A 21,763-nucleotide genomic window follows, 5' to 3' on the forward strand; every position below is an offset into this window, starting at 1 on the left:
ATGCCGAGCAGACGCAAAAGCCCCCAATTCGGGCACGAATTGGGGGCTTTTGCGTCTGCTCGCGCCCGGGAGGTGCTGGTCGCTCTTGGCCAGCTGGCCGCGGCGGTGGTAGTGGCCGTCGGTGTCGCGGTGGTGTCCCTGCTCGCCATTGCGCGGGTGGAGTGGCCCGCCTTCCCGTCGTCCAACCAGCTGCATGCGCTGACCACCGTCGGCCAGTTCGGCTGCCTGGCCGGGCTGGTCGGCATCGGCTGGTTGTGGCGGCACGGTCGATTCCGGCGACTGGCCCGGCTGGGCGGGCTGGTTTTGGTATCCGCGTTTACCGTCGTGACGCTGGGCATGCCGCTGGGCGCCACCAAGCTGTATCTGTTCGGCATCTCTGTCGACCAGCAGTTCCGCACCGAATACCTCACCCGGCTCACCGACACCGCCGCGCTGCGCGACATGACCTACATCGGACTGCCACCGTTTTACCCACCGGGCTGGTTCTGGATCGGCGGACGCGCGGCGGCGCTGACCGGGACGCCGGCCTGGGAGATGTTCAAGCCGTGGGCGATCACCTCGATGGCCATTGCGGTGGCCGTCGCGCTGGTGCTGTGGTGGCGGATGATCCGCTTCGAATACGCCTTGCTGGTCACCGTCGCCACAGCGGCGGTGATGCTGGCCTACAGCTCGCCGGAGCCCTACGCCGCGATGATCACGGTGTTGTTGCCGCCGATGCTCGTACTGACCTGGTCGGGCCTGGGCGCGCGCGACCGTCAGGGCTGGGCCGCGGTGGTCGGTGCCGGCGTCTTCCTGGGCTTCGCGGCCACCTGGTACACCCTGTTGGTCGCCTACGGCGCGTTCACGGTGGTGCTGATGGCGCTGCTGCTGGCCGGGTCGCGGCTGCAATCCGGAATCAAGGCGGCGGTAGACCCGCTGTGCCGGCTTGCCGTCGTCGGCGCGATCGCGGCCGCCATCGGATCCACCACCTGGCTGCCCTACCTGCTGCGGGCGGCCCGCGACCCGGTCAGCGACACCGGCAGCGCCCAGCACTACCTACCCGCAGACGGCGCCGCACTGACCTTCCCCATGCTGCAGTTCTCCCTGCTGGGCGCGATCTGCCTGCTGGGCACGCTGTGGCTGGTGATGCGCGCGCGATCATCGGCGCCAGCCGGCGCCCTGGCCATCGGCGTGCTGGCTGTCTACCTGTGGTCCCTGCTGTCGATGCTGGCCACATTGGCGCGCACCACACTGCTGTCGTTTCGCCTGCAGCCGACGCTGAGCGTGCTGCTGGTGGCGGCCGGTGCGTTCGGCTTCGTCGAAGCGGTCCAAGCCCTTGGCAAACGGGGTCGCGGTGTCATTCCGATGGCCGCCGCCATCGGGTTGGCCGGCGCGATCGCGTTCAGCCAGGACATCCCCGACGTGTTGCGGCCGGACCTGACCATCGCCTACACCGACACCGACGGCTACGGCCAGCGCGGCGACCGGCGACCGCCCGGCTCCGAGAAGTACTACCCAGCCATCGATGCCGCCATCCGGCGCGTCACCGGCAAGCGCCGCGATCGGACCGTCGTGTTGACCGCCGACTACAGCTTCCTGTCGTACTACCCCTACTGGGGCTTTCAGGGGTTGACGCCGCACTACGCCAACCCGCTGGCACAGTTCGACAAGCGCGCCACACAGATCGACAGCTGGTCGGGACTCTCCACCGCCGACGAGTTCATCGCCGCGCTGGACAAGCTGCCCTGGCAGCCGCCGACCGTCTTCCTCATGCGCCACGGCGCACATAACAGCTACACCCTGCGGCTGGCCCAGGACGTCTACCCCAACCAGCCCAATGTTCGCCGCTACACCGTGGACCTACGGACCGCCCTCTTCGCCGACCCGCGTTTCGTCGTCGAGGACATTGGCCCGTTCGTGCTGGCCATCCGCAAGCCGCAGGAGAGCGCGTGATGGCTACCGAAGCCGCCCCACCCCGTATCGCCGTCCGGCTACCATCTACCTCCGTGCGCGACGCGGGAGCAAACTACCGGATCGCCCGGTACGTCGCTGTGGTGGCGGGTCTGCTAGGCGCTGTGCTGGCCATCGCCACCCCACTGCTGCCGGTCAACCAGACCACCGCGCAATTGAACTGGCCCCAAAACGGCACGTTCGCCAGTGTCGAGGCACCGCTGATTGGCTACGTGGCCACCGACTTGAACATCACCGTCCCCTGCCAGGCCGCCGCCGGACTGGCCGGATCGCAGAACACCGGCAAGACGGTGTTGTTGTCAACGGTGCCCAAGCAGGCGCCTAAGGCCGTCGATCGCGGGCTGCTGCTGCAACGCGCCAACGACGACCTGGTGCTTGTGGTGCGTAATGTCCCGTTGGTCACCGCCCCGCTGAGTCAGGTGCTCGGCCCGACCTGTCAGCGGTTGACATTCACCGCGCACGCCGATCGGGTCGCCGCCGAATTCGTCGGACTGGTGCAGGGACCCAATGCTGAGCACCCCGGTGCACCGCTGCGCGGTGAGCGCAGCGGCTACGACTTCCGCCCGCAGATCGTCGGGGTGTTCACCGACCTGGCCGGGCCGGCGCCACCGGGTCTGAGCTTCTCGGCGAGCGTGGATACCCGCTACAGCAGCAGCCCCACGCCGCTGAAGATGGCCGCCATGATCCTCGGGGTAGCGCTCACCGGCGCCGCCCTGGTGGCGCTGCACATCCTGGACACCGCCGACGGCATGCGGCACCGGCGGTTCCTGCCCGCGCGCTGGTGGTCGATCGGCGGTCTGGACACCCTGGTTATCGCCGTGCTGGTGTGGTGGCATTTCGTCGGGGCCAACACCTCCGACGACGGCTACATCCTGACCATGGCCCGGGTGTCCGAGCATGCGGGCTATATGGCCAACTACTACCGCTGGTTCGGCACACCCGAGGCGCCTTTCGGCTGGTACTACGACCTGCTGGCGCTGTGGGCTCATGTCAGCACGGCCAGTATCTGGATGCGCCTACCCACCCTGGCGATGGCGCTCACCTGCTGGTGGGTAATCAGCCGTGAGGTCATTCCCCGGCTGGGGCACGCCGTCAAGACGAGCCGGGCAGCGGCGTGGACGGCGGCGGGCATGTTTCTGGCTGTCTGGCTGCCGCTGGACAACGGCCTTCGGCCCGAGCCGATCATCGCCCTGGGCATCCTGCTGACCTGGTGCTCGGTGGAGCGGGCGGTGGCCACCAGCCGGCTGCTGCCGGTGGCAATCGCCTGCATCATCGGTGCCTTGACCCTGTTCTCCGGGCCGACGGGCATCGCCTCGATCGGTGCGCTGCTGGTCGCGATCGGGCCGCTACGGACCATCCTGCACCGGCGTTCCAGGCGGTTCGGCGTGCTACCACTGGTGGCGCCGATCCTGGCCGCGGCCACCGTCACCGCGATCCCGATCTTTCGTGATCAGACCTTCGCGGGCGAGATCCAGGCCAACCTCCTCAAGCGTGCCGTAGGGCCCAGCCTGAAGTGGTTCGACGAACACATCCGCTACGAGCGGCTGTTCATGGCCAGCCCCGACGGCTCGATCGCCCGCCGCTTCGCCGTGCTGGCCTTGGTGCTGGCGCTCGCGGTATCGGTGGCAATGTCGTTACGTAAGGGCCGCATTCCAGGTACCGCTGCTGGACCGAGCCGCCGCATCATCGGCATCACGATCATTTCCTTCCTCGCGATGATGTTCACCCCGACAAAGTGGACCCATCACTTCGGGGTGTTCGCGGGGTTGGCCGGGTCGCTGGGGGCGCTTGCCGCGGTCGCGGTGACGGGCGCTGCGATGCGCTCGCGGCGGAACCGGACCGTGTTCGCCGCCGTGGTGGTCTTCGTGTTGGCCCTGTCGTTCGCCAGTGTCAACGGCTGGTGGTACGTGTCCAACTTCGGTGTGCCATGGTCGAACTCGTTTCCGAAGTGGCGATGGTCGCTTACCACCGCACTCCTCGAGCTGACGGTGCTGGTGCTGCTGCTAGCGGCATGGTTCCACTTCGTCGCCAACGGTGACGGGCGCCGAACAGCCAGGCCAACCCGGTTTAGGGCACGACTAGCCGGAATTGTCCAGTCCCCGTTGGCAATTGCCACGTGGTTGCTGGTGCTTTTCGAGGTGGTATCGCTGACCCAGGCGATGATTTCCCAGTACCCGGCGTGGTCGGTTGGCCGGTCTAACCTACAGGCTTTGGCCGGCAAGACCTGCGGGCTGGCCGAAGACGTGCTGGTGGAGCTGGATCCCAACGCAGGCATGCTGGCGCCGGTGACCGCGCCGTTGGCCGACGCCCTGGGAGCCGGCCTGTCTGAAGCCTTCACACCCAACGGCATTCCCGCCGACGTCACCGCCGACCCGGTGATGGAACGTCCAGGGGATCGCAGTTTCCTCAACGACGACGGGCTGATCACCGGCAGCGAACCCGGCACCGAAGGGGGCACCACGGCCGCACCGGGAATCAACGGCTCCCGCGCCCGGCTGCCCTACAACCTGGACCCGGCCCGTACACCGGTGCTGGGCAGCTGGCGAGCCGGCGTGCAGGTGCCCGCCATGCTGCGGTCGGGCTGGTACCGGCTGCCCACCAACGAGCAGCGGGACAGGGCGCCGCTGCTGGTGGTGACGGCGGCCGGGCGATTCGACTCCCGCGAGGTCCGGTTGCAGTGGGCCACCGACGAGCAAGCGGCCGCCGGACACCACGGTGGGTCGATGGAATTCGCCGACGTCGGTGCCGCGCCGGCCTGGCGTAACCTGCGCGCACCACTGTCCGCCATCCCGAGCACCGCCACCCAGGTCCGGTTGGTCGCCGACGACCAGGATCTGGCGCCGCAGCACTGGATCGCCCTCACACCACCGCGGATTCCGCGGGTGCGCACGCTGCAGAACGTGGTGGGCGCAGCGGATCCGGTGTTCCTGGACTGGCTGGTGGGGCTGGCATTCCCCTGCCAACGCCCGTTCGGCCACCAATACGGCGTCGACGAGACACCCAAGTGGCGGATCCTGCCGGACCGGTTCGGCGCCGAAGCCAACTCACCGGTGATGGATCACAATGGCGGTGGCCCGCTGGGCATCACCGAGCTGCTGATGCGCGCAACCACGGTGGCCAGCTACCTCAAAGACGACTGGTTTAGGGACTGGGGCGCGTTACAGCGGTTGACGCCTTACTACCCCGACGCCCAGCCCGCTGATCTGAACCTAGGAACGGTGACTCGCAGCGGGCTGTGGAGTCCGGCGCCGTTGCGCCGCGGCTAGAAGTGCCGTGGCCACCGACTCGGCGACAACCTCCGCGGCCCCGCATCCTCACCGCCCTTAACCGCGTCGCCTACCATCGAGCCTCGTGCCCCACGACGGTAATGAGCGATCTCACCGGATCGCACGCCTAGCAGCCGTCGTCTCGGGAATCGCGGGTCTGCTGCTGTGCGGCATCGTTCCGCTGCTTCCGGTGAACCAAACCACCGCGACCATCTTCTGGCCGCAGGGCCGCACCGCCGACGGCAACATCACCCAGATCACCGCCCCTCTGGTATCCGGGGCGCCACGCGCGCTGGACATCTCGATCCCCTGCTCGGCCATCGCCACGCTGCCCGCCAACGGCGGCCTGGTGCTGTCCACACTGCCGGCCGGTGGCGTGGATACCGGTAAGGCCGGGCTGTTCGTCCGCGCCAACCAGGACACGGTCGTCGTGGCGTTCCGCGACTCGGTGGCCGCGGTGGCGGCCCGCTCCACGATCGCAGCGGGAGGCTGTAGCGCGCTGCATATCTGGGCCGATACCGGCGGCGCGGGCGCTGATTTTACGGGTATACCCGGCGGCGCCGGGACCCTGCCGCCGGAGAAGAAGCCACAGGTTGGCGGCATCTTCACCGACCTGAAGGTCGGAGCGCAGCCCGGGCTGTCGGCCCGCGTCGACATCGACACTCGGTTTATCACGACGCCCGGCGCGCTCAAGAAGGCCGTGATGCTCCTCGGCGTGCTGGCGGTCCTGGTAGCCATGGTGGGGCTGGCCGCGCTGGACCGGCTCAGCAGAGGCCGCACCCTGCGCGACTGGCTGACCCGATATCGCCCGCGGGTGCGGGTCGGATTCGCCAGCCGGCTCGCTGACGCAGCGGTGATCGCGACCTTGTTGCTCTGGCATGTCATCGGCGCCACCTCGTCCGATGACGGCTACCTTCTGACCGTCGCCCGGGTCGCCCCGAAGGCCGGCTATGTAGCCAACTACTACCGGTATTTCGGCACGACGGAGGCGCCGTTCGACTGGTATCCATCGGTGCTTGCCCAGCTGGCGGCGGTGAGCACCGCCGGCGTCTGGATGCGCCTGCCCGCCACCCTGGCCGGAATCGCCTGCTGGCTGATCGTCAGCCGTTTCGTGCTGCGGCGGCTGGGACCGGGCCCGGGCGGGCTGGCGTCCAACCGGGTCGCGGTGTTCACCGCTGGTGCGGTGTTCCTGTCCGCCTGGCTGCCGTTCAACAACGGCCTGCGTCCCGAGCCGCTGATCGCGCTGGGTGTGCTGGTCACGTGGGTGTTGGTGGAACGGTCGATCGCGCTCGGACGGCTGGCCCCGGCCGCGGTAGCCATCATCGTGGCGACGCTTACCGCGACGCTGGCACCGCAGGGGTTGATCGCGCTGGCCCCGCTGCTGACTGGTGCGCGCGCCATCGCCCAGAGGATCCGGCGCCGCCGGGCGACCGATGGACTGCTGGCGCCGCTGGCGGTGCTGGCCGCGGCGTTGTCGCTGATCACCGTGGTGGTGTTTCGGGACCAGACGCTGGCCACGGTGGCCGAATCGGCACGCATCAAGTACAAGGTCGGCCCGACCATCGCCTGGTACCAGGACTTCCTGCGCTACTACTTCCTTACCGTGGAGAGCAACGTTGAGGGGTCGATGTCCCGCCGGTTCGCGGTGCTGGTGTTGCTGTTCTGCCTGTTCGGGGTGCTGTTCGTGCTGCTGCGGCGCGGCCGGGTGGCGGGGCTGGCCAGCGGCCCGGCCTGGCGACTGATCGGCACTACGGCGGTCGGCCTGCTGCTGCTCACGTTCACGCCAACCAAGTGGGCCGTGCAGTTCGGCGCATTCGCCGGGCTGGCCGGGGTGTTGGGTGCGGTCACCGCGTTCACCTTTGCCCGCATCGGTCTGCATAGTCGACGCAACCTCACGCTGTACGTGACCGCGTTGCTGTTCGTGCTGGCGTGGGCAACCTCGGGCATCAACGGGTGGTTCTACGTCGGCAACTACGGGGTGCCGTGGTATGACATCCAGCCCGTCATCGCCAGCCACCCGGTGACGTCGATGTTTCTGACGCTGTCGATCCTCACCGGATTGCTGGCAGCCTGGTATCACTTCCGGATGGACTACGCCGGGCACACCGAAGTCAAAGACAACCGGCGCAACCGCATCTTGGCCTCTACGCCACTGCTGGTGGTCGCGGTGATCATGGTCGCAGGCGAAGTCGGCTCGATGGCCAAGGCCGCGGTGTTCCGTTACCCGCTTTACACCACCGCCAAGGCCAACCTGACCGCGCTCAGCACCGGGCTGTCCAGCTGTGCGATGGCCGACGACGTGCTGGCCGAGCCCGACCCCAATGCCGGCATGCTGCAACCGGTTCCGGGCCAGGCGTTCGGACCGGACGGACCGCTGGGCGGTATCAGTCCCGTCGGCTTCAAACCCGAGGGCGTGGGCGAGGACCTCAAGTCCGACCCGGTGGTCTCCAAACCCGGGCTGGTCAACTCCGATGCGTCGCCCAACAAACCCAACGCCGCCATCACCGACTCCGCGGGCACCGCCGGAGGGAAGGGCCCGGTCGGGATCAACGGTTCGCACGCGGCGCTGCCGTTCGGATTGGACCCGGCACGTACCCCGGTGATGGGCAGCTACGGGGAGAACAACCTGGCCGCCACGGCCACCTCGGCCTGGTACCAGTTACCGCCCCGCAGCCCGGACCGGCCGCTGGTGGTGGTTTCCGCGGCCGGCGCCATCTGGTCCTACAAGGAGGACGGCGATTTCATCTACGGCCAGTCCCTGAAACTGCAGTGGGGCGTCACCGGCCCGGACGGCCGCATCCAGCCACTGGGGCAGGTATTTCCGATCGACATCGGACCGCAACCCGCGTGGCGCAATCTGCGGTTTCCGCTGGCCTGGGCGCCGCCGGAGGCCGACGTGGCGCGCATTGTCGCCTATGACCCGAACCTGAGCCCTGAGCAATGGTTCGCCTTCACCCCGCCCCGGGTTCCGGTGCTGGAATCTCTGCAGCGGTTGATCGGGTCAGCGACACCGGTGTTGATGGACATCGCGACCGCAGCCAACTTCCCCTGCCAGCGACCGTTTTCCGAGCATCTCGGCATTGCCGAGCTTCCGCAGTACCGGATCCTGCCGGACCACAAGCAGACGGCGGCGTCGTCGAACCTATGGCAGTCCAGCTCGACCGGCGGTCCGTTCCTGTTCACCCAGGCGCTGCTGCGCACCTCGACGATCGCCACGTACCTGCGTGGGGACTGGTATCGCGACTGGGGATCGGTGGAGCAGTACCACCGGCTGGTGCCGGCCGATCAGGCTCCAGACGCCGTTGTCGAGGAGGGCGTGATCACTGTGCCCGGCTGGGGTCGGCCAGGACCGATCAGGGCGCTGCCATGACACAGTGCGCGAGCAGACGCAAAAGCACCCCAAATCGGGCGATTTTGGGGGCTTTTGCGTCTGCTCGCGGGACGCGCTGGGTGGCCACCATCGCCGGGCTGATTGGCTTTGTGTTGTCGGTGGCGACGCCGCTGCTGCCCGTCGTGCAGACCACCGCGATGCTCGACTGGCCACAGCGGGGGCAACTGGGCAGCGTGACCGCCCCGCTGATCTCGCTGACGCCGGTCGACTTTACCGCCACCGTGCCGTGCGACGTGGTGCGCGCCATGCCACCCGCGGGCGGGGTGGTGCTGGGCACCGCACCCAAGCAAGGCAAGGACGCCAATTTGCAGGCGTTGTTCGTCGTCGTCAGCGCCCAGCGCGTGGACGTCACCGACCGCAACGTGGTGATCTTGTCCGTGCCGCGCGAGCAGGTGACGTCCCCGCAGTGTCAACGCATCGAGGTCACCTCTACCCACGCCGGCACCTTCGCCAACTTCGTCGGGCTCAAGGACCCGTCGGGCGCGCCGCTGCGCAGCGGCTTCCCCGACCCCAACCTGCGCCCGCAGATTGTCGGGGTGTTCACCGACCTGACCGGGCCCGCGCCGCCCGGGCTGGCGGTCTCGGCGACCATCGACACCCGGTTCTCCACCCGGCCGACCACGCTGAAACTGCTGGCGATCATCGGGGCGATCGTGGCCACCGTCGTCGCACTGATCGCGTTGTGGCGCCTGGACCAGTTGGACGGGCGGGGCTCAATTGCCCAGCTCCTCCTCAGGCCGTTCCGGCCTGCATCGTCGCCGGGCGGCATGCGCCGGCTGATTCCGGCAAGCTGGCGCACCTTCACCCTGACCGACGCCGTGGTGATATTCGGCTTCCTGCTCTGGCATGTCATCGGCGCGAATTCGTCGGACGACGGCTACATCCTGGGCATGGCCCGAGTCGCCGACCACGCCGGCTACATGTCCAACTATTTCCGCTGGTTCGGCAGCCCGGAGGATCCCTTCGGCTGGTATTACAACCTGCTGGCGCTGATGACCCATGTCAGCGACGCCAGTCTGTGGATGCGCCTGCCAGACCTGGCCGCCGGGCTGGTGTGCTGGCTGCTGCTGTCGCGTGAGGTGCTGCCCCGCCTCGGGCCGGCGGTGGCGGCCAGCAAACCCGCCTACTGGGCGGCGGCCATGGTCTTGCTGACCGCGTGGATGCCGTTCAACAACGGCCTGCGGCCGGAGGGCATCATCGCGCTCGGCTCGCTGGTCACCTATGTGCTGATCGAGCGGTCCATGCGGTACAGCCGGCTCACACCGGCGGCGCTGGCTGTCGTTACCGCCGCATTCACACTGGGTGTGCAGCCCACCGGCCTGATCGCGGTGGCCGCGCTGGTGGCCGGCGGCCGCCCGATGCTGCGGATCTTGGTGCGCCGTCATCGCCTGGTCGGCACGTTGCCGTTGGTGTCGCCGATGCTGGCCGCCGGCACCGTCATCCTGACCGTGGTGTTCGCCGACCAGACCCTGTCAACGGTGTTGGAAGCCACCAGGGTTCGCGCCAAAATCGGGCCGAGCCAGGCGTGGTATACCGAGAACCTGCGTTACTACTACCTCATCCTGCCCACCGTCGACGGTTCGCTGTCGCGGCGCTTCGGCTTTTTGATCACCGCGCTATGCCTGTTCACCGCGGTGTTCATCATGTTGCGGCGCATGCGAATTCCCGGCGTGGCCCGCGGACCGGCGTGGCGGCTGATGGGCGTCATCTTCGGCACCATGTTCTTCCTGATGTTCACGCCCACCAAGTGGGTGCACCACTTCGGGCTGTTCGCCGCCGTAGGGGCGGCGATGGCCGCGCTGACGACGGTGTTGGTATCCCCATCGGTGCTGCGCTGGTCGCGCAACCGGATGGCGTTCCTGGCGGCGTTATTCTTCCTGCTGGCGTTGTGTTGGGCCACTACCAACGGCTGGTGGTATGTCTCCAGCTACGGTGTGCCGTTCAACAGCGCGATGCCGAAGATCGACGGGATCACAGTCAGCACAATCTTTTTCGCCCTGTTTGCGATCGCCGCCGGCTATGCGGCCTGGCTGCACTTCGCGCCCCGCGGCGCCGGCGAAGGGCGGCTGATCCGCGCGCTGACGACAGCCCCGGTACCGATCGTGGCCGGTTTCATGGCGGCGGTATTCGTCGCGTCCATGGTGGCCGGGATCGTGCGACAGTACCCGACCTACTCCAACGGTTGGTCCAACGTGCGGGCGTTTGCCGGCGGCTGCGGACTGGCCGACGACGTACTCGTCGAGCCTGATACCAATGCGGGTTTCATGAAGCCGCTGGACGGCGATTCGGGTTCTTGGGGCCCCTTGGGCCCGCTAGGTGGAGTCAACCCGGTCGGCTTCACGCCCAACGGCGTACCGGAACACACGGTGGCCGAGGCGATCGTGATGAAACCCAACCAGCCCGGCACCGACTACGACTGGGATGCGCCGACCAAGCTGACGAGTCCTGGCATCAATGGTTCTACGGTGCCGCTGCCCTATGGGCTCGATCCCGCCCGGGTACCGTTGGCAGGCACCTACACCACCGGCGCGCAGCAACAGAGCACACTCGTCTCGGCGTGGTATCTCCTGCCTAAGCCGGACGACGGGCATCCGCTGGTCGTGGTGACCGCCGCGGGCAAGATCGCCGGCAACAGCGTGCTGCACGGGTACACCCCCGGGCAGACTGTGGTGCTCGAATACGCCATGCCGGGACCCGGAGCGCTGGTACCCGCCGGGCGGATGGTGCCCGACGACCTATACGGAGAGCAGCCCAAGGCGTGGCGCAACCTGCGCTTCGCCCGAGCAAAGATGCCCGCCGATGCCGTCGCGGTCCGGGTGGTGGCCGAGGATCTGTCGCTGACACCGGAGGACTGGATCGCGGTGACCCCGCCGCGGGTACCGGACCTGCGCTCACTGCAGGAATATGTGGGCTCGACGCAGCCGGTGCTGCTGGACTGGGCGGTCGGTTTGGCCTTCCCGTGCCAGCAGCCGATGCTGCACGCCAATGGCATCGCCGAAATCCCGAAGTTCCGCATCACACCGGACTACTCGGCTAAGAAGCTGGACACCGACACGTGGGAAGACGGCACTAACGGCGGCCTGCTCGGGATCACCGACCTGTTGCTGCGGGCCCACGTCATGGCCACCTACCTGTCCCGCGACTGGGCCCGCGATTGGGGTTCCCTGCGCAAGTTCGACACCCTGGTCGATGCCCCTCCCGCCCAGCTCGAGTTGGGCACCGCGACCCGCAGCGGCCTGTGGTCACCGGGCAAGATCCGAATTGGTCCATAGCGTCAGGCTCCGCAGTCGATAGCGGCACGATGTTCGTCATTAGACGGCCCCATCAGTTAGGCCTCCTATGCTGCTCGGTATGCACCAGGCCGGCCATGTTGGCACACACGAACGGCGCGCAGCCGCAACGAGGCGGTCCGCCCTGACTGCGGCAGGGTTAGCCGTCGTCGGCGCAGGGGTGTTGGGCGCGTCGGCGTGCAGTCCACAAAAGTCTCCTCAGCCATCATCACCCCGGTTGCCCGACAATGCGCTGATCACGCTCGGGGTCGCCGCCGGCCCGCCGCCTACGCCCAGCAGAGTAGGAATCTCGTCGGTGCTGAAAATTGGCCGCGATCTGTACGTGATCGATTGCGGCCTGGGCTCGCTGAACGCATTCACCAACGCGGGCCTGCAATTCGACGATCTCAAAGCCATGTTTATCACCCACTTGCACACCGACCACATCGTCGACTACTACAACTTCTTTCTCTCCGGTGGCTTCCTTGCCCCACCCGGTCGAGCGCCGGTCCTGGTCTATGGTCCGGGCCCAGCTGGGGGTTTGCCGCCAAGTGAAGTCGGCAACCCGAATCCAGCCACCGTCAACCCCGCCAACCCGACACCGGGCCTTGCCGCGGCCACCGAAGCGCTGCATCGAGCGTTCGCTTACACCAGCAACATCTTCATCCGCGACTACGGCATTGACAACGTTGCGGACCTGGTTAAAGTCACGGAGATCGGGCTACCACCAGGATCGGACTACCGCAACAGAGCGCCAAAGATGAGCCCGTTCTCGGTTGCATCGGACGACAACGTTTCCGTCACCGCAACGCTGGTCTCCCACTACGACGTCTACCCAGCGTTCGGATTCCGCTTCGATCTGAAGAAATCGGGTGTGTCCGTTACCTTCTCGGGTGACACCACTAAGTCCGACAACCTGATTACCCTCGCTCAAGGCACTGACATTCTGGTCCACGAGGCGGTGTTCAGCCTCGATACGGCTTACTTTGGCAACGCTTTCCCCCCGAACTATCTGGTGAACTCACACACCTCCGCAGAGCAGGTGGGGGAGGTGGCCGCAGCGGCCAAGCCCAAACAATTGATCCTGAGCCACTACGCCCCTGACGACCTACCCGACTCGCAGTGGCTCGACAAGATCAAGAAGAATTACTCGGGCATGACCACCATCGCGCGGGACGGCCAGGTCTTCGCCCTCTGATCCGTTAGCGGTAGCGCCCCGTTCGACGATCGCTGCCTAGAGCTAGACATATATAAAACCTATGCAATAGGGTCGCGGCATGCCCGAGTACGACCTAGAGGCCGTGGACAAGCTGCCCTTCTCGACCCCTGAAAAGGCGCAGCGCTACCAAACGGAAAACTATCGCGGGGCCATGGGCCTCAACTGGTACCTCACGGATCCGACCCTGCAGTTCATCATGGCCTATTACCTACGACCCGATGAATTGGCGTTCGCAGAACCCCATCTGACCCGCATTGGTGAGCTGACGGGCGGGCCAGTGACGCGTTGGGCCGAGGAAACCGACCGCAACCCCCCGCGGCTCGAACGCTACGACCGGTGGGGGCATGACATCAGCCGGGTAGTGCTGCCGGAATCGTTCATCCAATCCAAGCGCGCCGTCATCGAGGCCCGACAAGCCGTGCGCGACGACGCGGCACGGGCCGGCGTCAAGCCGTCGCTGGCACTCTTCGCCGCCGACTATCTGCTCAACCAGGCCGATATCGGTATGGCTTGCGCGCTCGCCACTGGCGGCAACATGGTCCGGTCGCTGGTGACTGCCTACGCGCCACCCGATGTGCGCGAATTCGTCCTAGGCAAACTCAATTCCGGCGAGTGGGACGGCGAGGCCGCGCAGCTGCTGACGGAGCGTGCGGGCGGCTCCGATCTGGGAGCTCTGGAGACGACGGCCACCCGCAGCGGCGACGTGTGGCTGCTGAACGGCTTCAAGTGGTTTGCGTCCAACTGCGCCGGGGAGGCGTTCGTGGTGTTGGCCAAGCCCGAGGGGGCGCCTGACTCGACTCGAGGTGTGGCCACCTTCCTCGTGCTACGGACGCGCCGTGACGGTTCCCGCAACGGCGTGCGTATCCGTCGGCTGAAGGACAAGCTCGGCACCCGCTCTGTCGCCTCCGGTGAAATCGAGTTCGTCGACGCCGAAGCCTTTCTGTTGTCCGGCGAACCGAGCGCTGACGCGGGCCCGTCCGACGGCAAGGGACTCACCCGCATGATGGAGCTGACCAACAGATTGCGGTTGGGCACCGCCTCGTTCGCCCTCGGCAACGCGCGCCGCGCGCTGGTCGAATCGCTGTGCTACGCCGGGCAGCGGCGGGCATTCGGTGGGGCGCTCATCGACAAGCCGCTGATGCGCCGCAAGCTGGCCGAGATGGTCGTTGATGTGGAAGCCGCGCTGGCGATGGTGTTCGACGGCTTCGGAGCGGCGAACCACCGCCAGCCCAGATGCCTGCCGCAACGTATCGCGGTGCCGGTCACCAAGCTTAAGACTTGCCGGCTCGGGATCACCGTGGCATCGGATGCGATCGAGATCCACGGCGGCAATGGCTACATCGAGACCTGGCCGGTGGCCCGGTTGCTGCGTGACGCGCAAGTCAACACGATCTGGGAGGGCCCCGACAACATCCTGTGTCTGGATGTGCGGCGCGGGATCGAGCAGACGCGCGCTCACGAGACACTGTTGGCGCGGCTGCGCGATGCGGTGTCGGTGTCCGGCGATGACGACACCACGCGGCTGGTCTCGCGCCGCATCGAGGACCTCGACGCGGCGATCACCGCTTGGACCAAACTCGACAGGCAGCTGGCCGAGGCGCGGCTGTTCCCGCTGGCCCAATTCATGGGCGACGTCTACGCCGGCGCGTTGCTCACCGAGCAGGCCGCCTGGGAACGGGCAACCCGCGGCACCGACCGCAAGGCACTCGTCGCCCGCCTGTACGCGCGCCGGTATCTCGCCGACCAAGGCCCGCTGCGCGGTATCGACGCAGATTGCGATGAGGCGCTGCAGCGTTTCGACGAACTCGTGGCGGGCGCGTTCACTGCCGAGCAGACGTAAAAGCCCCCAATTCGTACCGAATTTGGGGGCTTTTACGTCTGCTCGCGCTACCCAGCTAGACCGGGATCAGGCCGTGCTTGCGGCCCACCCGCCACCACAGCTGCTTGTCCCGCAGCAGGTGCATCGACTTGCGCAACAGCAGCCGGGTCTCATGCGGGTCGATGACGGCATCGATGAACCCGCGCTCGGCGGCGATCCACGGGATCGCCATGTTGAGGTTGTAATTCTCGACGAAGCTCTTCCGGATCGCTTGCGCCTCCGGCGCATTCGGGTCCGGGAAACGCTTCATCAGCAACTGCGCGGCCCCGTCGGCGCCGATCACCGCGATGCGCGCGGTGGGCCAGGCGAAGTTCAGGTCGGCGGTCAGCTGCTTGGACCCCATCACCGCGTAGGCACCGCCGTAGGACTTGCGGATGGTGATCGTCACCTTCGGCACATCAGCCTCGACCACCGCGTACAAGAACCTCCCACCGCGCTTGATGATCCCGTTCTTTTCCTGTTCCACCCCGGGCAAAAACCCCGGTGTGTCCACGACGAACACCAGCGGGATGTCGAACGCGTCGCTAAACCGGATGAACCGTGCGGCCTTGTCGGACGCCTCGTTGTCGATCGACCCGGACATGTGCATGGGCTGGTTGGCCACCACACCAACGGTCCGCCCGTCCACCCGCGCGTAGCCGGTGATGATCGCCTGCCCGGCCTGGGCAGCGACGTCGAGGAAGTCGCCGTCGTCGAAGATCCGCAGCAGGACCTCGTGCATGTCGTAGGCCATGTTGTCCGAGTCCGGCACGATCGAGTCGAGTTCCAGATCGTGGCCGGTGATTTCGGGTTCCAGCCCGGGGTTGACGACCGGCGGTTTGTCGAAGCAGTTGGACGGCAGAAACGACAGAAAGTCCCGCACGTACTGGTATGCGGCGGCCTCGGACTCCACCACCTGATGGATGTTGCCGTAGCTCGCCTGGTGGTCGGCGCCCCCCAGCTCGTCGAGGCTGACGTCCTCACCGGTGACGTCCTTGATGACGTCGGGGCCGGTGACGAACATGTAACCCTGGTCGCGCACCGCCACCACCAGATCGGTCTGGATCGGCGAATACACCGCTCCCCCAGCGCATTTGCCCAAAATGATGGAGATCTGCGGCACCAGCCCACTGAGCAGTTCGTGGCGGCGCCCCAGCTCGGCGTACCAGGCCAGCGAGGTGACGGCGTCTTGGATGCGGGCGCCGCCGGAGTCGTTGATGCCGACGATCGGGCAGCCGACCATCGCGCACCACTCCATCAGCCGGGCCACCTTGCGGCCAAACATCTCCCCGACGGTGCCGCCGAACACGGTTTGGTCGTGCGAGAACACGCCGACCGGCCGGCCGTTGATGAGGCCATGTCCGGTGACCACGCCGTCCCCGTAGAGCGCGTTGGGGTCACCGGGGGTGCGGCACAGCGCTCCGATCTCCATGAAGCTACCCGGATCGACCAGCTCGTGGATGCGGGCGCGGGCACTCGGGATGCCCTTCTTGTCGCGCTTGGCGGCGGCCTTCTCACCGCCGGGTTCCTTGGCCAACTCCAGGCGTTCGCGCAGCTCCGCCAGCTTCTCGGCGGTGGTGTGCAGAACCGGCTCGGTGACGGTCACTGCTTGCCTACCTCACTTGTTCGATCGGCCTCGATCTGCCCCAACGCGCGGCTCATGTGTTCGCCCACCTTGGCGATGATCGGCTCGTCGATGGCCTGAATGTGCTCGCCACCGATCGGCACCACCTCGAGGTCGGAAACGTACTCGCCCCACCCGCCGTCCGGCTGGCGCACGGCGTAGCGGGGCTCGAACATGATCGCGTCGTCATGGTAGCGATCGGCCATGTAGAGGGTGACATGCCCGTCGTACGGCTGGATCTGGGCGGTGTCGATCGCCCGGTTGTCCAGATACGACGTGCGTTGGTGTTCGATGATCCCGGCCGGGATCTGCACACCGGACTGGCTGACGGCGTCCAGCACGAACCGGACCTGGCCCTCGTCGTCGAGCTCCTCGAGCTGCTCGTACGGGATCGCCGGGATGGTCACGTTGAACGTCTTCTCGGCGAAGGCGGCGTAGCGGTCCCAGCGCTTGCGGATCTCCTCCTTGGTCTGCGGGATCTCCTCACCGGCGCGCACCGCGTCGATCAGCCCGACGAACCGCACGTCCTTGCCCAGCCGCCGCAAACCGATCGCGCACGCGTAGGCCAGCACACCGCCCAGCGACCAACCCACCAGGACATAGGGCCCGTCGCCCTGCATCTCGATCAGCTTCGGCACGTACTGCTGTGCACGCTCTTCGATCGACCCCTCGACCCGTTCGAAGCCATACATTGGGGTGTCCGCCGGCAGCCGGCCCAGCAGCGGCTCGTACACCACCGTCGAGCCGCCGGCCGGATGAAACACGAACACCGGCACCTTCCCGCCTGCTTCGGGCCGCGCCCGCAGGGTGCGGACGAACCCATCGATCTGCCCGGCCTCCAAATACGTGCGCACCTTGTCGGCCAGCGCCTCGATGTTCGACGACGTCAGCACGTCCTCGGCGGTGATCGGGCCTTCGGCGCGCTCGGAAAGCCGCTGCGCCATCTTGGCCGCGGCCTCGTCGTCCAGCCTGGGCAGCTCGTTGAAGATGCCGCCCGGGGACTTGCCGGTGACGATCGCCCAGGTGGCGAAGGTGACCCGCTCGGCAGCGTCCCGCGGCGGCACGTCGACGTTGAGCGCGGGCCCGGTCGGGTTTGGCTGCTCGCCGTTTTGCGGCGACGGGAGCGCAACCCCGGCTTCCGAGTCGACCGGCTCGGTCTTGCCCACCTTGCCATGCAGCAATTCGGCCTGGGCCCGCGCGATCTCCTCAGCGGTCTGGGTTTTCTGGTGCTCGTGCAGCTGCTGCACCTCGTCGCGGTGCTCGACCGCGTATTCGATCAGCTTCTCCACGTTGTAGAGGTTGGCGTCGCGCACCGCGGTCAGCTGGATCGGTGGCAGGTCGAAGTCGTACTCGACGCGGTTTTTGATGCGCACCGCCATCAGCGAGTCCAGGCCAAGCTCGATCAGCGGCACCTCCCACGGCAGGTCCTCGGGCTCATAGCCCATCGCAGACCCGACAATCAGGCCCAGCCGCTCGGCGATGGTCTCACCGGAATCAGGCGACCATCGGGTCATGCCGGACGGCATGTAACGGGTGGTCAGGCTGTCCGAAAGCGTCTCGGCGTCCGCGTCTTCGGCGGGCGTTTCCGGCGCGACAGGCGCCCCGTCCGCAACCGCGATCGCCGTCGCCGCACCCACCGCGGTGGGCAACACCGATTCGGACCCCGCTCGGGACACCAGGGCGTCGTAGACCAGCGTGAAGGACTCGTCGATGCGGGCGTGCACCTGCACCGAGGCGCCGCCGGGGTGACGGGTCATCGTCGTCACCAGCCGGGCGCCGTCGCCGGGCACCGCGCGCTGCTCGGCGGCGGTCAGTTGCGCGTCCGGAAGCACGTGGGCGGCGGCGGCCCTGACCAACGCGGCCAAGTCCACATTGCCATCCCGCGGCGCGTACTCCCAGACGTGCCGCCCATCCGGCAGGGCGACATGGGTGCCCGGCATGTACGTCGAGCCGTCGCCGGAGAAGTGCGCGGGCAGCCAGTGCTCCTTGCGCTTGAACCGGGTCGGCGGAATGTTCGCGTAATCCTGCGGCCCACTGGCGCGGCTAAACAGCGTGCGTATGTCCAGGTCGTGGCCGTACACATACAGCTGCGCCATGGTCGAGACCATCGAGGAGACCTCGTCTTGCTTACGGGCCAGCGTCGGGATCAACTGGGCGTCATGCAGCCCGGCATCGGCGGTGGTCAGGCCGACCTGCATCAGCGCCACCGGATTGGGTGCCAGCTCCAGGAAGGTGGTGTGCCCGCTATCGACGGCGTTGCGGATGCCGTGGGTGAAGTAGACGGAATGCCGCAGCCCCTTCTTCCAGTATTCGACGTCGTGGATGGGTTCGCCGCCGGGTTTGATGTAACGGCCCTCGTGCACCGTCGAGAAGATCCCACACGTCGGGCTCGTCGGCTTGATGCCTTGCAGCTCCGCGGTGAGCTCACCCAGCAGCGGGTCCATCTGCGAGGTGTGGCTGGCGCCCTTGGTCGCGAATTTGCGGGCGAACTTGCCCTCGGCCTCGGCGCGGGCAAGGATCGCGTCCACCTGCTCGGGGGGGCCGCCGATGACCGTCTGGGTGGGCGCGGCGTAGACACACACCTCGAGATCCGGGAAGTCGGAGAACACTTCTCTGATTTCGTCGGCGGAGTATTCCACCAGCGCCATCAACCGGATGTACTCGCCGAACAGCATCGCCTCACCCTCGCCCATCAGGTGCGAGCGCGAGCAGATCGCCCGGGTGGCATCCCGCAGCGACAGCCCGCCGGCAAAGTAGGCCGACGCGGCCTCACCCAGCGACTGGCCGATGACCGCGGCCGGTTTGGCGCCGTGATGGCGCAGCAGCTCACCCAGCGCGATCTGGATCGCGAAGATGGTGACCTGGGTGGTCTCGATGCCGTAGTCCTGCGCGTCGTCCAGGATCAGCTCCAGCACCGAGTAGCCCAGCTCGTCTTGGACCAGGGCGTCGACCTTCTCGATCCACGCCGCGAACACCTCGTTGCGCAGGTACAGGCTCTTGCCCATCTTGCGATGCTGGGCACCGAATCCGGCGAGCACCCAGACCGGGCCGGTGGTCACCGGCCCGTCGACGCTGAACACGTTCGGCGCCTGCTTGCCCGCGGCGACCGCGCGCAGGCCCTTGATGGCCTCGTCGTGGTCGTGGGCCAACACCACCGCGCGGGAACGGCCGTGGTTGCGCCGCGACAGCGACCTGCCGATCGATTCCAGCGAGGAGGCCTGGCCTTCCGGGCTTTGCATCCAGTCCGCCAACTCGGCGGCCGCCGCCTTCTTGCGGGACGTCAGAAACGCCGACACCGCCAACGGGACCAATGGTGCCGTAACCTCTTGGGCCGCAAGCTCTTCCAATGCGGCTTCCTTGAGCCGCAGCGCCTCCTCGGTGACTCCGGGCAGTTCGGGCTCCGACTCTTCGGCGACCGCCGAGTCGGTGATGATGTTGCCGAACTCGTCGAACCGCAGCGCGTGGCCTGCCAACGTGGGCGCCTCGGCGGGTTCGGCGGCCGCCTTGGGTTCCGGCTCGGGTTCCGGTTCCTTTTCCACCACGTCACGCGGCAGGACCTCGCGCACCACCACGTGCGCGTTGGCGCCGCCGAAGCCGAAGCTGGACACCCCGGCCAGCGCGTAGCCGCCGTATCGCGGCCAGTCGGTGGGCGTGGTGATCATCTTCAACCGCATCGCGTCGAAGTCGATGTAGGGGCTGGGGCCGGCGAAGTTGATCGACGGCGGCAGTTTGTCGTGCTGCAGCGCCAGCACCACCTTGGCCATGCTGGCCGCGCCGGCCGCCGATTCCAGGTGCCCGACGTTGGTTTTCACCGCACCCAGCAGCGCCGGCCGATCGGCCGGACGGCCCCTACCGACCACCCGGCCCAGCGCCTCGGCCTCGATGGGGTCGCCGAGGATGGTGCCGGTGCCGTGCGCCTCGATGTAGTCGACGGTGCGCGGATCGATGCCGGCGTCCTTGTAGGCCCGGCGCAGCACGTCGGCCTGCGCGTCCTGGTTGGGCGCGATCAGCCCGTTGGACCGGCCGTCGTGGTTGACCGCGCTGCCGGCGATCACGGCCAGGATCGCATCGCCGTCGCGGCGGGCGTCGTCGACCCGCTTGAGCACCAGCATGCCGCCGCCTTCGGAGCGGGTGTAGCCGTCGGCGTCGGCTGAGAACGACTTGATCCGGCCGTCGGGCGCCAGCACCGCACCGATCTCGTCGAAACCCAGGGTGACCATCGGTGTGATCAACGCGTTCACCCCGCCGGCGACCACTACGTCGGCCTCGCCGTTGCGCAGCGCCTGCACCCCCTGGTGGATGGCCACCAGCGAACTCGAGCACGCGGTGTCAATGGTGACCGACGGTCCGTGGAAGTCGTAGAAGTAGGACACCCGGTTGGCGATGATCGAGCTGCTGGTGCCGGTGATCGCATACGGGTGCGCGACCGTCGGGTCCGACACCGCCAGGAAGCTGTAGTCGTTGGTGGAGCTGCCGATGTACACACCGACGGCCTGGCCGCGCAGGCTCGACGCCGGGATGCGGGCGTGCTCGAGCGCCTCCCAGGTCAGCTCCAGCGCCATCCGCTGCTGCGGGTCGATGTTGTCGGCTTCGGTCTTGGCCACCGCGAAGAACTCCGAATCGAAGCCCTTGATGTCCTTCAGGTAGCCGCCCCGGGTGCGGGCCCCGGCGACCCGCGCGGCCAGCCGCGGCTCTTCGAGGAATTCCGACCAGCGCCCGTCGGGCAGGTCGGTGATCCCGTCGCGGCCTTCCAGCAGCGCCTGCCAGGTCTGCTCGGGGGTGTTCATCTCGCCCGGGAAGCGGGTGGACAAGCCCACGATCGCGATGTCGACGCGCTCGGCCGGGCCGGTGCGCGACCAGTCTTCGGCGTCATCGCCCGCTAGGTCGGTCTCCGGCTCGCCCTCGATGATCCGGGTGGCCAGCGATTCGATGGTCGGATGCGCGAACGCCACCGCGACCGACAGCGTGACCCCGGTCAGGTCTTCTATGTCGGCGGCCATCGCGACGGCATCGCGCGACGACAGACCCAGCTCCACCATGGGCACCGATTCGTCGATCGAGTCCGGTGCCTTTCCGACGGCCTTACCCACCCAGTTGCGCAGCCACTGGCGCATCTCGGGGACCGTTAGCTCGGCCCTTTCGGCGGGGGCGTTCTCCTGGGATTCCGCTACGTCAGCCATGGGTCC

General features: G+C 67.4%; 8 protein-coding genes. 6 read left to right on the forward strand and 2 right to left on the reverse strand.

Annotated features, from left to right (window positions below; translation table 11 throughout):
* The 6 genes from aftA (at position 1) to MCAN_RS20075 (ending at position 14,935) form a co-directional block, all read left to right on the forward strand.
* Positions 1-1,932 (forward strand): galactan 5-O-arabinofuranosyltransferase, encoded by a 1,932-nt coding sequence (gene aftA, locus MCAN_RS20050; RefSeq protein WP_014001959.1) that lies wholly within the window; start codon positions 1-3, stop codon positions 1,930-1,932.
* A complete protein-coding gene (gene embC / locus MCAN_RS20055; protein ID WP_003420638.1) occupies positions 1,932-5,216 on the forward strand; it encodes an arabinosyltransferase EmbC in 3,285 nt (1,094 codons plus the stop codon). Before aftA ends, embC begins: the two co-directional genes overlap by 1 nt.
* Positions 5,217-5,301: 85 nt before the next feature.
* Entirely contained in the window at positions 5,302-8,586 is a 3,285-nt protein-coding gene (gene embA, locus MCAN_RS20060) for an arabinosyltransferase EmbA (RefSeq protein ID WP_014001960.1), read from the forward strand.
* The gene (gene embB / locus MCAN_RS20065) at positions 8,583-11,879 is read left to right on the forward strand and encodes an arabinosyltransferase EmbB (RefSeq protein ID WP_014001961.1); all 3,297 of its coding nucleotides are present in this window, start codon (positions 8,583-8,585) and stop codon (positions 11,877-11,879) included. The genes embA and embB overlap by 4 nt, the downstream gene beginning before the upstream one ends.
* A 67-nt stretch (positions 11,880-11,946) precedes the next feature.
* Positions 11,947-13,074: an MBL fold metallo-hydrolase gene (locus MCAN_RS20070; protein ID WP_003420646.1), complete on the forward strand. Its 1,128-nt coding sequence runs from the start codon at positions 11,947-11,949 to the stop codon at positions 13,072-13,074.
* Positions 13,075-13,153: 79 nt separating this feature from the next.
* Entirely contained in the window at positions 13,154-14,935 is a 1,782-nt protein-coding gene (locus tag MCAN_RS20075) for a DNA alkylation response protein (protein WP_014001962.1), read from the forward strand.
* Between the two features lie 55 nt (positions 14,936-14,990).
* Here the strand turns inward: MCAN_RS20075 and MCAN_RS20080 are convergent, their stop codons facing one another.
* Together MCAN_RS20080 and pks13 are read right to left on the reverse strand one after the other, a co-directional pair.
* Positions 14,991-16,559, reverse strand: coding sequence for an acyl-CoA carboxylase subunit beta (locus MCAN_RS20080; RefSeq protein WP_014001963.1), 1,569 nt, complete (start codon positions 16,557-16,559; stop codon positions 14,991-14,993).
* Complete coding sequence (gene pks13, locus MCAN_RS20085; RefSeq protein WP_014001964.1) at positions 16,556-21,757, reverse strand: polyketide synthase Pks13; 5,202 nt, start codon at positions 21,755-21,757, stop codon at positions 16,556-16,558. The genes MCAN_RS20080 and pks13 overlap by 4 nt, the downstream gene beginning before the upstream one ends.
* Between the last annotated feature and the right edge of the window lie 6 nt (positions 21,758-21,763).

The organism is Mycobacterium canetti CIPT 140010059 (genome assembly GCF_000253375.1).
Lineage (GTDB): Bacteria > Actinomycetota > Actinomycetes > Mycobacteriales > Mycobacteriaceae > Mycobacterium > Mycobacterium tuberculosis.